Here is a 13,850-nt window from a genome sequence, read left to right as displayed (position 1 = left end):
GCTAATGTTACATGCAATCCCCCCCTTTGTGAAAGGCAGACGAGTATATATATCTGGAGCGTATGGTCTTAAGCGTTCATTTCGGTCGGGAAAAAGACTCTATATTCATTCCAAGCCGTACACAAAAGCGCGTAGAAAGCACCGTCCTGTTGAGATTGTGGATATTCATCATGTGACCGTTCTTAAGAAACGCGTTGCCGTGAAAAAGCTAAGCCGCAAAAAAAAGCTGTTCTCCAGACACAAGAACAGAATGTGCTGGTACCGGGGACGCAGAATGACTTGGAAGAGAAGGGCTGCGATAAGACGTAAGCTCCGGCTTAAATATCTTAAGCGTGCTTCACATCGGCCGACTCCACAAGTCATTCCACCTTCCCCGCCGCTGACACTGCATCCTGAGCCGGCAGGTCAGCCTGCACCGGTCTCACCGGCTCTTGCACCACAGCCTGGTGAACCTCCAGCAGCACCGCCGCCAGCAGGTCCTGCCCCGGTGAATCTTCCTCCGGTTGGCGCCCCGCCAGCCCAGATCACTGCCGGGACTGAGCCGCCACCGCCTCCTCTCCTGCCCGATCCGGCGATTACACCTCCTGCTCCGCCTCTTCCCGTAGCCCCAGCAGTTGTCGAGGCACCGCCAGTAACAGCGGAGCCTGTCGCCATACAGCCGGTGGCTCCTGCGTGGGAGGCCTGGGAGAGTGCGGTGGCGCCTGACCCGGCGTTCGTGCAGGTGCTGGCCTCGGATTCTGCTGGGGTCGCAGGACCGGGAACGGATATAAACCGGGTGGAGGTGGATGAAGCGGCAGGCGCGGTTCTTCCGCCAGAGGCAATAACCTTCCTGGCCGGGCAGGTCTCTCCTCCGGATGCGGACCTAGCCGTGCCAGTCGAAGGAGAAACACCGGAAGAGGATTCCGGTTCTTCACAGCAATAGAGCGGATTAAAGAGATTTCATCCGCCTGGCGAATGGTCCATACCTATTGCTCCTTTGTGAATATATTAGTTACTGCAACTATATGTTTCTGCTGAGAATTCTATATTTTGTGGAGGAGTTGAAACAAGGATGAGCAGCAAGGAGCCCGCAAGATCTGTTCAAGACAACGCTCGTGCTTTGCTGGCTAAGGTTCCCCCGATTTATCGTCATTTGATCCCGGCGGATATGTCGGATGAGGAGACTGTAGCATTTTTCGAAGAACAGGAAAGCAAAGGGATATTTACGACAAAGCCTTTCTTCAAATGGCTTAACCGCGCACCTGGCTCCGGATTGTATACCGGACCTGGAACCGGCCCAGGCACTGGCCCAGGCACGGGTACCTTTGATGGAACATCGGAGTCCCCGGAGCTGGATGAGGATCTCGATATTCCGCTCTATCTAAGCCCTAATCCTGACTATTATGAAGACGATGAAGTGAAGTCTTCGGATCTCCATGGAGATGATGAGATAGACATTGAGGAAATAGAGATTGAGGATGATGAGCCAGGCTCACACAAATAATTGGCACAAACAGCACATTTAGGAATTGTTAAGGCCACCAGACTCTAGTCTAGTGGCTACTTCTTTTTACGTACTTCTGAACGTCTGTATATTACAAAAGCTCTCCCGAATGAATATATTAATAGCATCCTGATTCGGGACTGCTGTTATTAAATCAGGCAAAGGAGGAAGGGAAGTCCATGAAGATTTTGCTGGCGACCTACTGGCCGATACCGCACTTGGGCGGTGTAACCACTTACCTGAATATTCTCATGCGTTGCCTGGAGGAAGCTGGGCATGAGGTTGAAATACTAGCCCAGCATCCCGACTTATCTCATTATTATTTATGTCGTAGCGGACAGTGCGTGGATAAGAGGCCGCTTCTGAAACAGGCTGAGATGACGGTGAAAAATTATTTTGAGCAGGCCGGCATCAAGGCAACGCCTTGGATGATTTGGAGGGAAGGGGAAAAATACGCCTTTGAGCTCGCCTGTCAACAAATCCGATTTCTCGATTACGACCTAATACACGCTCAGGATATTCTGTCTACCTATGTTTGTCGCAGAGCAAAGCCGGCAGCGATTCCTCTGGTCGCCACAATCCATGGCTGTCTGGCTACAGAGTGGATCGCTAACAACGAGATTCGGACCCGTTCCCCGCATGAGTGGGAATATCTGCGTGCCGAGGAGTACTATGGGGCCATGTCGCCGGATGCTTTAATTTTACCCAGCCGCTGGCTGTCTGACAGCCTGTCATCTTTTCAAATTAAACATCCGCAAACGTCTCTAATTCCTTATGGCGTCGATCAGACTGTTTACGGCACTTTACTGGAGAATAGCTCCTCTAGCAGTCATCTAAATGGTTGGGTACGGGAAGAAGGGCAGAAAATTATAGCTTGCCCCGCCAGACTGGTGTCCATCAAAGGGCAAACTTTTCTAATTGAAGCGATGCGGATGCTGGCCCAGGAACGGAAGGATGTGGTTTGTTGGCTCATAGGGGATGGGGTCATGCGCAAGGAGTTGGAGAAACGGATTCAGGAGCTGGGCTTGATCGAACACGTGAAAATGCTGGGATATCAAAAAGATGTTCTGCCGTTGGTTGCCGCAGCCGATCTCGTTGTACTTCCATCCTTGCAGGATAACTTGCCTTTTGCTGTGATTGAGGCGCAAAGCCTGGGCAGACCGGTCATTGCTTCCAGAATCGGAGGGATTGTAGAAATGATTGAGGACGGGGTCACCGGCCTGCTGACAGAGCCCCGGAGTCCTGAGGATATATATGAGAAGCTGAAGCTCCTTCTGGAAGACGAGGACCTTCGAAAGGCGCAGTCCGTTGAAGCGAGAAAGCATGCTGCAGAGGTCTGGAGCGACACTCATATGGCTCAGCGGACATTGGAGGTTTATCAACAAGCTCTCTGCAAGAAGCAATCGCAAAGCATGGAGCTTGATTTCGTTACGAGTTTGCAGCAGCGCTACTTAGAAAAGGGGCTTGTTCAAAGCGTGCAAACTCCGGAAGTAACAACACTTCAGGGAACCATTATACAAGCAAGCACGCGTTTGCCCATTCCCGATGGGGACATCCATCTTATTGACATAACCGGGGTCGTGCTGCGAAGTACCAAAAGCAATCGTGAAGGAAAGTTCACATTTCAAGATGTACAACCGGGCAATTATGAGATGGCTGGTTTTCATGCCGCTGCAGGCATGAAAAGCCAGAAGATTGCTGTTCAGTCAATAGAACCGTTGGAAATTGAAATGATGTTCTAGGAGGAGATGCATTTGAGCAATCAGCTGCCCTTCTATCTGTGGAAGCGGCTTGAGGGTGAACGGGAGAATGACCGTTTTGGCCACCGGATTGCTGTCGGTGATGTCAACGGTGACGGGCAGAAGGAATGGGTCATCGCCGCAAGCACGGCAACATTCATTGAGGATGAGCATGGTGTTAACCCTATTCCGCACTATTATTGCGGCAGGGTATATGTATATTCTCATGACCTGCAGCTGCTTTTTACACTAAATGGAAGACGATACGGAGAGGGGTTTGGAACGTCTCTTGCTCTAGCCGATTTGGATGGGGACGGGGTTCAGGAAATTCTGGTTGGTTCCCCGGGTGCCAGTAATGGTCGCTGGATTGAATCCGGGGAGATTTCAGTATTTTCCGGAAAGACAGGCCGTTTGCTGCATAAATGGGCAGGCAATGAAGATTACAGCAGGCTGGGTAAGAATATGACTATACTCGATTGGGATCAGGACGGGGTCCTTGATGTAGCTGCGTACTCCCATGATACGGACCCGGACGGCCGCTATTTGGGTGGCCGGATTACGATCTTCTCGGGAGCGCATAGAGGAATTCTGGAACAATTTAGTGGTAAAGGAGACGAGGGCCTTGGCTTTGCGCTGGCTGCAGGAGATGTAGACGGAGATGGCCATGAAGAGCTGATTATCGGAGCACCCCGTTACACTGCTGAAGGACTCAGCCGCATTGGCCGGGTTCTGGTTCACCGCAGAGATACGGGGCTGCTCTATGAGGCTTACGGAAGGCATCCTTATGACGAGTTCGGAACGGTTGTCACTGCGGAAGATATGGATGGAGACGGCGCGGCGGATTTGATTATCGGCAGTCCTAAAGCGAGTGGAACCGCAGTCCGCGGCGGCTGGATCAAGATATTCTCTATTGCTAAGAACAAGTTGATTATGAGCAAGGAAGGCTGGTTTGCTAGACAGGAGCTGGGCCTTTCCTTAACACCTTATCCGGGCCCGGATAACAATCAGCGCCGTTTATTGGCTGGTTCCACATCGGGTGCTGTTTATTTACTGGATATGGACGGGAAGCTGGTTCACGAGTTCAACGGCCAGGAAGCGGAAGTATTCGGGCACACGCTTGCCCGTATGGATGCGGCAGGGGAGAAGGCTATTGCAGTTGGCGCTGTTTCCGGTCTGAATACGGCTCATTGGATGTCGGGCTGCGTGTATTTCATGACCGGCAGCTCTCCGGGGCTGGCTTCTCAGCCTGTGAACACCGAGGAGACAGAATCATCAGGTGATGTCCCTGCTTCTTCTGAACCCGTTCGAACAGATTCTTCGCGCCCAGGAAGGCTGACTCCGAAGCGGATTTTGCTGGCTACTTATTGGTACCTGCCCCATGTTGGCGGTGTGGATGCTTATGTCTGGCTGCTTAAGCAGGAGCTGGAACGGCAGGGGCATCACGTGGATGTGCTGGCCCATCATCCTGACATGGCTCATTATTATCTCGTGAATGGCGACAAGATCATCAATAAGTGGAAGGTCAAACATACAGTCTATGACAAAGTAATGCGGTTCTATCAGCAGTATTTGGCCCATGTGGATCCATGGATTCGGTACCGCGACATAGAGCGCTACTGCTTTGAGCTTGCCGCGACCTTGTTTGATCTGGAGCAATATGACCTGATCCATACGCAGGACATTATCTCCACCAGAGCCCTTTCCCGAGTCAGGCCCAAGTCTACCGCCCTTGTTGCCACGATCCATGGGCTTCTGGCCAAGGAACATCTTTTCTCCGGCAGTATCGAAACGAAGGAATCCCTGGCTTGGAAGTACGTTGCGGATGAAGAGTATTACGGATGTATCTCCGCAGACCGGACCATTGTCCCTACAGACTGGTTGGCTAAGGAGATGGCTCAATTTGCGGTTCCGAATGCGGCCCTCCACGTCATTCCTTACGGCATGGATACCGTAGCATTTTTAGAAAAGACGCAGCAGCCACTCTCCGAGCCGATCCCAACCAAGGGAAGCTTCCTGATTAGCTGTCCAGCGCGGCTGGTTCCTGTTAAGGGACATCGGACGCTTATAGGCGCGCTGCACCTCCTTGCGAATGATCCGCAGTGGCATTGCTGCCTGCTAGGAGACGGCGAGCTGCGCGGTGAGCTTGAACTGCTTATACAGAGCCTTAAGCTGACAGACCGGATCACGCTGCTGGGCGACCGGAAGGATGTGCCTGCTATTTTGAAACGATCCGATGTCATGGTGCTGCCTTCGCTGCAAGATAACCTTCCTTTCTCCGTGATGGAAGCCCAGCTGGCTGGAACACCGATTGTGGCATCGGATGCAGGGGGATTGCCGGAGATGATTCAGCATGAGCAGACCGGACTGCTGTTCAAGGCGGGAAGTGAAGAACAACTGGCCGAGCAGCTGGTGCGTATCATGAAGGATTCAGCGCTTCGGGAAGACCTTGCTAGGCGGGCCTTCGCATGGGCTGAGCAGCAGTGGTCGCTGGAAAGTCTTCTTGAGCGGACGATGGAGGTTTATGAAGAGGCACTTGATAAGGGGGGACGGCTATGAGGATAGCTAATGGCTTACAATCCGAAGAAGATGTCGCAGTTTGGCAGGCCTTGAGCAGTCTTCTTCCGGATACGCTGCAGTTTCCCGACCCCTCGTTCATCCAAACCTTGGACCTTACAGGCGAAGCCGAGCAGCATCTCATGGAGCTGAGGGCAATGACCCCCAGCGCCTGGTCTGCGGAGGATCCCCTATGGGCCCAGATTGCCTCCAGGCTGCCGAGTACCTATACAATTCCTGATTTGGCGCTGCTCAAGCGGCAGCTTGAAACCTAAAGGTGAACCCTTAGTCTAAGGTTTTTGGCCAGATCATGTAAGACAGGAGGTCGTTAGGGTGAAGGTATTGTTTGTATTTTACGTGCCAAGCGGGGGGATGGAGACGCTGAACCGCTCCCGGTGCAGAGCTTTGCGGCATTATGGGATTGAAGCGGACTGTCTTTATTATGAATGGGGGGCTGGATTGCAGAATGCTTCCGGCTTTCCGCTCTATGTAACCTGTGAGGATCATGAGATTCAGGAGCTGCTGCAGGAGCGAGCATATGATGTCATTGTTGTTACTTCGGACTATCTCAGCTTTGAACGGTTTCGGAGGCTTGGTTTTACAGGCAAGCTGGTGCTGGAAATCCAGGGATACAGTTCCAAGGAAGTGGCCAGAGAACAGCTGACGCTTGGGCGACCGGCCATTCTTGCCCATGCTTCCGCCCTGCTGAATCCGAACACGCCGTATATCGCAGCATTGTTCAAAGAGCTGTTCGCTGCCATCCCTCAATTTCATTTCAATAATTGTATAGATACCGCGTCCTTCACGTATCAGAAGACCGACCCGCCAGCGGCTCCAGCCATCGCCTGGATCGGACGGCTTGAGGATAATAAGAACTGGCGGGAGTTTCTCTATCTGGGTCATTCACTCACCTACGATTACCCTCAGCTGGAACTTTGGATGTTCGAGGACAGCAATCTCTCTATAGCTTCTGAAAGAGAGAAATTCGTAGAGCTCACTAAGCGGCTTGGCTTGGAGCAGCGGCTGAAGCTGCTGGCGAATGTGCCCAATCATGATATGAGAGCCTTCTATTCACTGGTAGGGGATTCCGGGGGATTTTTATGCTCGACCTCGAAGGTTGAGGGGGCTCCGTTATCTGTTTTGGAGGCTATGAGCTGCAGATGCCCAGTATTGGCTACGAATTCCGATGGCACCGCTTCGACCATTATTCATAATGTTACAGGAAAAAATTATGTGCAGGGTGATATGGTTCAGGCGGTACGTGAAGCGCGGGAGCTGATGCAAAATGCCAAGCTCAGGTCCAGGATTAGGGGACGAGCGCAGGCACATGTGAGAGAAGGATTTAATCTGGACGTGTATTGCCATCATTTTATACAAATGCTGAAGGCGATCTGAGGGGATTTTGGCAGACTGCCTTTTTGAATGAAAGACCCCTTACCTAATCCGGTACTAAACAAGCAGTACCGAATGATAGGTAAGGGGCTCATTAGCGGTATTATTCTCTTATTAGCTGTAGCAAGTAGGCCGCATAAGACATAGGCTGGTCATATGAAGCTTCCCAAGCCTCGGTCATTCCCGCTTGGCGGAAGCCATATCTCTGATCTCGTCCGTTGCATTCAATAATATAGGCCTGCCCGTCTTGAGTAATGCCGATATCGATGCCAAGATCGGCCAGGATAGGGAGCTCATGGGACAGTCTAGACGCTGCCGCGAGGGCCAGCGATCTTGTGCGCTCCAAGGCATCGACTGCAGCTGTAGAGGGAAGGGCCTGCTTGATAAGAAGCTCGGCAGGATAAGGAGTTCCTCCTTGAGCAATGTTGGAGAGAAATCTGCCAGGCGCGGACAACTTGGCGAACATCCCCGTAATTCCCCAGCTTCCATGCAGTCCACGCTGCACGGTGACGCGGAGATCGAACGGTCGTCCATCCACTTCGGCTAAATCCAGCCGCTGCTGCACCAGGTACGGTGTCTTGCTGAAGCGGCGGATCAGCCAGCCGGGCAGAGCTCCCTGCCTCAAGGGCTGCTCCTTCCAATAGGAGCGCTTCCTGCCTTCAGGATAGACCAGCTTCCAGCCGTACTGGGCCTTCTGAAGCCGGTAAATCCCTCGCCCGACAGATCCGCGATCCGGCTTGAGAATGAGATCTTTATACCGATGCATCATCATCTGCATGGAAGCTGAATTTGCTGGGTGCGACATGGGAAGGCAGGAGGCAAGCTCAGGGTCCTTGCTTAACAGGTTATATATTTCTTGCTTGCCGTACCGGTTATTTGAGTTGAAGACGATAACTCCCCGTGCTAGCAAACGCTGAAGCTTCTGAATGGCGGCAGGATCTTTATAGATTGCCCGATTATGAATAACGAGAGGGATTTTTAGCCTTACAAGCTGATACTCTGTTCCGCTAGGCATGTATGCGAGACAGGTGCCCGATTCTAAATCTATATCTTTTAACTGGAGATAACAGGGGATCAGCCCGTATTTACGCGCTGATTTTTCATAGAATGATAGGGATTCCCAGGCTGTTCTGCCCTGGGGGATTCCCCGGTGCATCTTTGCACTTAAGAGGATGCCAATCATGTTCTGATGCATGGGTGTCCCTCCTTCTTTCCCTGGGCCGACTTTATTTTTAGTATATGAAGTCTGTCCCTATCGGGTATGGACGGCTGTGGCCTTCCAGTTGCCTTATTTTCGCGTTATTCCTCTGAAAATAGGGGGAGTGTGAATCACCATGTGGGGGCTTTTCTCGTATATTTGTTCTATACAGGATCAGGGCTGTTTAAAGGAGTGAAAGAGCATGAGCCCTCAAAAAGTGGCCGTGATTACCCCGGGGTCTTTCATGATCCCTTCGGGATGGAGCAGCTCGGTGGAGCGGGTTGTCGAGAAGATGGCACCGCTCTCCGCCGGAAGGCTGGATATCCGCGTATTTGGCAGAATCGGGGAGGGATTTCCGCCCAAGAGCTGGTTGGGGTCTGTACCCTGTTACCGTGTACCTGGCGGCGAATCCTATTTGCCGTCCATCCTTAGACATTTGCGCGTCTGGCGGCCAGACACGGTAGATGTTCATAACCGTCCATTGCTAGCCTGCCGGCTAAAGCGCAAGATGCCCCAAACCCGGGTGCTGCTCACTCTGCACTCTACCTCTTTTATTCGTCCGGGCAATTTATCTTCGGCCCGTGCCGAGCATACGCTGAACCTGCTGGACGGGATCGTGGTGAACAGCAGTTACCTGAAGAGCGAACTCAATCGCCGCTTCCCCGCGCTGCTCCCTCCGGTATTCGTCAATCATCTTGGATGCAGCCTCGAGGATTTCCTGCCCCGCTGGACGCCGCTGGGGGAAGCGCTGCGCAAAGCCAGACTTGCTAGTCTTGGCTGGCAGAATCGAAGAGTCGTGCTGTACATCGGGAGACTTCTGCCTAGAAAAGGAGTTCATCATCTGCTGGATGCTTTGCCGAGCATCATTCAACAAGATCGGAACGCTTTACTTGTTATTGTCGGCAGTGCCCATTACGGGGGAGGAGCAGAGACGGGGTACATGCGGCGCCTAAGGGAGGCGGCCTCACGTTATCCGGATCATGCAGTGTTTCTCCCTTACACGCCGTACCCCCAGGTGAGCGACTGGTATAACCTGGCGGATGTTGCCGTCGTTCCGTCTCTGGACGATGAAGCCTTTGGGCTGGTTAACGTAGAAGCGATGGCTGCTGGGGTTCCCGTGATTGCCACGCGAGTAGGGGGGATTCCGGAGATTATCAAGGAGGGTTATACCGGATTGCTTCTGCCGCCCGAAGAGCTGCCTTCAAAGCTTGGAGCAACAATTTCAGCGTTGCTTCAAAACGAGGAGCTTCGTCGGCAGATGGGGCTTGCCGGACGGGAGGAGGTCCGTACAAGATTCAGATGGAACCATACCGCCGAACGTTGGGTGCAGATTGTCGTGAAGGGGACCTCGCCTGAGCTTGCCGTCAAGGCGGCTCGGGAAGAGAGGCTGAATGCATAGCAAGGAGGAGGGCTGAACAGGATGATTCAGCCCTCCTTTTTTGTTGCGGATGCCTGGCTCAAGGTCTGTACGTTTGCCGTTCCCGGACCTGGGGCAGAACGCATAAACTGTTGATGTACACATGCACTATGAAATTAGCCTAAGGTGGGAGGAAAGCGATGCGTAAGCGAAGCAGACTCCGGAGGCGGCCGCATCGGCATCGGAAGAGAAGGAATCCCTCCTCCTCCAAGCCCAGATATCATAATCATCCGCATCCGATCGTATCTGTTATCATTCCGGCGATGAACGAAAGCAGGACGATCCAAGGCGCTGTTGCCGAGGCGTTCGCCGTGCATCCCTGCTCCGAAGTTATTGTCGTAGCTAATGGATGCACGGATGCTACAGCGGCTTTGGCCAAGGCGATGGGGGCAAGAGTGTTGGAATTCGAGGCTCCTTTAGGACATGATGTTCCAAGACGCTATGGAGCGGAAGCAGCCAAAGGAGATATCCTGCTGTTTACCGATGGAGATATGGTCATTCCTGCAGAGGATCTAAGGCCTTATGTAAGTGCAGTCTTCCACGGTGTGGATGTAGCTCTGAACGGGTATCCGGGACCGCGCAAACAGCGGCCTGTCCATCCGGTTGTGCTTGCAAAGCATGTGCTGAATGTGATGCTAGCCCGTCCTGATCTGGGCGGTGCCTCCCTTACAGCGGTTCCGCATGCTTTAAGCTGGCGAGCAGCCAGGGCCATCGGCCTTGATGCACTGGGCACACCACCGCTGGCCCAGGCCGCCGCTGTGATGCTTGGCCTCGATATCAAGGCGGTTCACACGGTGGCTGTGGGCCGGATGAATCGCAAGCGCCGGAGGCCTGGCAGCGGGGATGACCCGTTAACGGCGCTCGTTGCAGGAGATCACCTGGAGGCTGTGGGGCTACTGACCGATTCCTTAGGAAGCCGCGGCGGATTTCCCGACCTGAACCGCCTACGGGATAAATTGAGGTGAGTGAACATTGAGGAAAGCGAAGCTTGTGCGCGGCCTGCGAACAGCGAGGGTAAAGCGGGGAAAGCCTCTCCGGCGGAGGCTGGCAAGGAGGATTCGCCGGAAGAAACAGCTGAAGCGCAGAGTCCGGCTTCATCCTAATGTGACCAGGCAGGCTAGGAAGCAGCCGTCCATAAAACAGCATACCCTTGCCCAGCAACAGCTTGCCTATGAGGCCGGGGCGGCAGATGGAGCCAGGGACCGGGCGCTGGTTGTCCAGAAGCCCATGAGCGATGAGGACAAACGTCGGGTTGTCGAGGCTTATCAGCGCGGCCTTAACGCTTGGTTTCATCAATACATGGTCCCAAGGCCATCCTTTGCGGATGCTGCTCAGGTATGCCTTGCTTATCGCCAGGGCTATGCCGATGCAGCCGGAATAAAGGCAGAGCTGCAAAGAAGCGTTCCTCTTCCGCTGCGGGGCAGCGCTTCGGTTGTCATTACTGTGTGCAATGAAGAGGAGACCATCGGCCAGCTGCTGCATGAGCTGGGCCGTCTGCCCGTCCGTGAGAAGGTTGTTGTTCTGAATGGCTGTACCGACCGGAGCCTGGAGAGAGCTGCAGAATCACCGGACACGATAATGGTGTCTTACCGAGAGCGCCTCGGGCATGATGTTGGCCGCGCTATAGGGGCCACTCTTACTTCTGGCGATATCGTTCTATTTCTGGATGGGGATATGCTGGTGCCTGCCGAAGAATTAGCGGCGTTCCTATATGCTGTAGACGGAGGCGCAGATGCAGCGCTCAATGACATCACTCCGTTTCTACCAAGCTTTCCCCAGCAGGATCAGGTGACAAGATGCAAGCTCTTCTTAAATCAGGCGCTGGGCCGGCCGGACCTTCAGGCCAATTCACTGACAGCTGTACCGCATGCGCTGTCCAGGAAGGCGATTGCAACCGTAGGCAGTTCGGCCCTAGGGGTGCCCCCTAAGGCCCAGGCGATTGCAATTCTGGAGGGGCTGCAAGTATGCGCTCCCTGCAGTGTTGACGTCATAGGGCGCAACCGAATCCGCCCGAGCAATACAGGAATGGGCAACCAGGTAGCGAAGCTGATTGTCGGAGATCATGTAGAAGCGCTGCAGGAAGCGATGAGAAGACATGGACGCAGACTGCTGTGGCAGACGAATTCAAGGGCAGTTCTGGCGGCTGAACGAAATTTGTCGTTAAGGTCAGAGCAATCAGTTCATCACAAAAAGAGGAAGACGGACCCAGGAGGAGGAGAGCCGTGAAAGGCGTTATATTGGCAGGCGGTACAGGCACCCGGCTGCTTCCCTTGACCCGGCTGTTAAATAAGCATCTGCTTCCGGTAGGGAAGCAGCCGATGATCTATTACGCAATTGCTTCGCTGAGGCAGGCGGGAATTACGGATATCCTCATCGTGATCAGCAAGCAATCTGCTGGGTTGTATACGGATTTTCTAGGGAGCGGCAAGGAGTATGGCGTTAATTTGACCTACAAGATTCAGGAGGGTGCGGGCGGTATCGCCGAAGCGCTTCAGCTTGCGAGAGAGGTTATTCCTGAAGCGGGCCGATTTGTCGTGCTTCTGGGGGATAATTTGTTTATGGATGATTTGACGCCGTACCTCAAAAGGTTCGAAGCCCAGAAGCCTGGCAGTGCCCGTGTGCTGCTCAAGCAGGTGAAGGACCCCAGGCGCTATGGAGTGCCGGTCTTTGATGAGGCTCATCCGCAGCTGATCCGCTGTATTGAGGAGAAGCCGGAGCAGCCTAAATCAAACTTTTGTGTAACCGGGATATATATGTATGATGACGAGGTATTTGAGCGAATTGCTGCGATCGCACCTTCAGCCAGAGGAGAGCTGGAGATCACCGATGTCAACAATTTATATGCACAGGCCGGGAAATTGGAATATGACGTACTGGAAAAATGGTGGACTGACGCAGGAACCTTCGAATCCTTAAGGGAGGCTGCAGAACGACTGAGGGAGGATAAGCCATGATTTCAGTGCTGGTAACCGGAGGACTCGGCTTTATCGGAAGTTATTTCATTGAATATATGCTGAACAAGTATCCGTCTTTGCGGATTGTCAATCTGGATGCTGCCACTTATGCGGGCAATCCTGACAACGCGGCAGCTTTTAAGAATCATCCGCACTACCGCTGGATTCGCGGGGATATCACGAACGAGACGGATATAGCGAAGGCTTTCGCCGAAAAAGTGGACGCGGTTGTACATTTTGCGGCAGAGTCCCACGTAGACCGCAGCATTTCGGCACCCGAGCAGTTTGTCCGCACCAATGTGCTGGGGACGCTCAAATTGCTGGAAGCTGCCCGTCAGGCCGGTGTCAAAAAGTTCGTACACATTTCGACAGATGAGGTCTATGGCTCCCTTCAAGCTGAAGGCTTCTTCACAGAGGATTCGCCGCTTGCGCCCAACAGCCCCTACTCGGCGAGCAAGGCCGGGTCCGACCTGATGGTGCGTTCTTTCTTCCAAACCTATGGTTTTCCGGCGGTAATTACGCGATGCTCCAACAATTATGGCCCGAGGCAGTTTCCGGAGAAGCTGATCCCTACGGTCATATCCCGTGCTCTGAAAAATGAGGAGATTCCGCTCTACGGGGACGGTATGAACGTGCGGGACTGGCTTCATGTTCACGATCACTGCCGTGCGGTTGATCTTGTTCTCCGGCTCGGAAAGCCGGGAGAGGTCTATAACATTGGGGGCCATCATGAGGTGAACAACCGCACCCTGGTCGAGATGATCTTGGATTTGCTGGGCAAGTCTCATAGTCTGATCAAGCAGGTGCCTGACCGTTTGGGACATGACCGCCGCTACGCTATCGACCCCTCTAAGATCTATGCGGAACTGGGGTGGAAGCCGGAGATTGGTCTGAAGGAGGGGCTTACAAGCACTGTAGCCTGGTACTCACAAGCGGGAGAATGGCTCTACCGTATTGAAAGCGGGAAGTACAGGTTTATATAAAACTCTCACGAAACGAGCTGAAAACACAGCGAATTTCGAATGTTCCCATATTTAAAGGAGCTGGGTGGCAATGCCGCAGCGTAAAAAAAACAAGAAGGCCTCCTCGCTTAAGCCGAGAGCTTCTAAAAGCA

At 53.2% G+C, this 13,850-nt stretch carries 12 protein-coding genes; 11 read left to right on the top strand and 1 reads right to left on the bottom strand.

The genetic code is table 11. The features are described 5' to 3' along the window. Positions 1-4: 4 nt before the first annotated feature. From DCC85_RS17640 to DCC85_RS17615, 6 genes are all read left to right on the top strand, one after another. Positions 5-922 (top strand): hypothetical protein, encoded by a 918-nt coding sequence (locus DCC85_RS17640; protein ID WP_108466751.1) that lies wholly within the window; start codon positions 5-7, stop codon positions 920-922. Positions 923-1,051: 129 nt separating this feature from the next. After that, the gene (locus DCC85_RS17635) at positions 1,052-1,483 is read left to right on the top strand and encodes a hypothetical protein (protein WP_108466750.1); all 432 of its coding nucleotides are present in this window, start codon (positions 1,052-1,054) and stop codon (positions 1,481-1,483) included. A gap of 179 nt (positions 1,484-1,662) precedes the next feature. After that, positions 1,663-3,225 carry a glycosyltransferase gene (locus DCC85_RS17630; RefSeq protein WP_108466749.1) on the top strand — a complete coding sequence of 521 codons (1,563 nt, stop codon included), beginning with the start codon at positions 1,663-1,665 and terminating at the stop codon, positions 3,223-3,225. Positions 3,226-3,237: 12 nt separating this feature from the next. Continuing rightward, positions 3,238-5,778, top strand: a complete 2,541-nt coding sequence (locus DCC85_RS17625; protein WP_108466748.1) for a glycosyltransferase — start codon at positions 3,238-3,240, stop codon at positions 5,776-5,778. Beyond that, positions 5,775-6,050: a hypothetical protein gene (locus tag DCC85_RS17620; protein ID WP_108466747.1), complete on the top strand. Its 276-nt coding sequence runs from the start codon at positions 5,775-5,777 to the stop codon at positions 6,048-6,050. The genes DCC85_RS17625 and DCC85_RS17620 overlap by 4 nt, the downstream gene beginning before the upstream one ends. A 58-nt stretch (positions 6,051-6,108) precedes the next feature. After that, positions 6,109-7,170 carry a glycosyltransferase family 4 protein gene (locus DCC85_RS17615; RefSeq protein ID WP_108466746.1) on the top strand — a complete coding sequence of 354 codons (1,062 nt, stop codon included), beginning with the start codon at positions 6,109-6,111 and terminating at the stop codon, positions 7,168-7,170. Between the two features lie 100 nt (positions 7,171-7,270). On the opposite strand, the gene DCC85_RS17610 is transcribed toward DCC85_RS17615, so the two are convergent. Further along, entirely contained in the window at positions 7,271-8,362 is a 1,092-nt protein-coding gene (locus tag DCC85_RS17610) for a YheC/YheD family endospore coat-associated protein (protein ID WP_108466745.1), read from the bottom strand. Between the two features lie 205 nt (positions 8,363-8,567). Between DCC85_RS17610 and DCC85_RS17605 the strand changes: the two genes are divergently transcribed. The 5 genes from DCC85_RS17605 to rfbB all read left to right on the top strand — a co-directional run bounded on the left by DCC85_RS17605 (position 8,568) and on the right by rfbB (position 13,719). Next, entirely contained in the window at positions 8,568-9,764 is a 1,197-nt protein-coding gene (locus DCC85_RS17605) for a glycosyltransferase family 4 protein (protein ID WP_108466744.1), read from the top strand. Between the two features lie 158 nt (positions 9,765-9,922). Further along, on the top strand, positions 9,923-10,747 hold the full coding sequence (locus DCC85_RS17600; RefSeq protein ID WP_108466743.1) for a glycosyltransferase family 2 protein: 825 nt from the start codon (positions 9,923-9,925) through the stop codon (positions 10,745-10,747). A 7-nt stretch (positions 10,748-10,754) separates the two neighbouring features. After that, positions 10,755-12,008, top strand: coding sequence for a glycosyltransferase family 2 protein (locus tag DCC85_RS17595; RefSeq protein WP_234414226.1), 1,254 nt, complete (start codon positions 10,755-10,757; stop codon positions 12,006-12,008). Further along, on the top strand, positions 12,005-12,736 hold the full coding sequence (locus DCC85_RS17590) for a sugar phosphate nucleotidyltransferase (protein ID WP_108466742.1): 732 nt from the start codon (positions 12,005-12,007) through the stop codon (positions 12,734-12,736). Before DCC85_RS17595 ends, DCC85_RS17590 begins: the two co-directional genes overlap by 4 nt. After that, positions 12,733-13,719, top strand: coding sequence for a dTDP-glucose 4,6-dehydratase (rfbB, locus tag DCC85_RS17585; protein WP_108466741.1), 987 nt, complete (start codon positions 12,733-12,735; stop codon positions 13,717-13,719). The genes DCC85_RS17590 and rfbB overlap by 4 nt, the downstream gene beginning before the upstream one ends. Positions 13,720-13,850 lie beyond the last annotated feature (131 nt).

This window comes from Paenibacillus sp. CAA11, assembly GCF_003060825.1.
Classification (GTDB): domain Bacteria; phylum Bacillota; class Bacilli; order Paenibacillales; family Paenibacillaceae; genus Fontibacillus.
The sequence above is the reverse complement of the archived record's forward strand: the minus strand, read 5'-3'. Positions and strand labels throughout refer to the sequence as shown.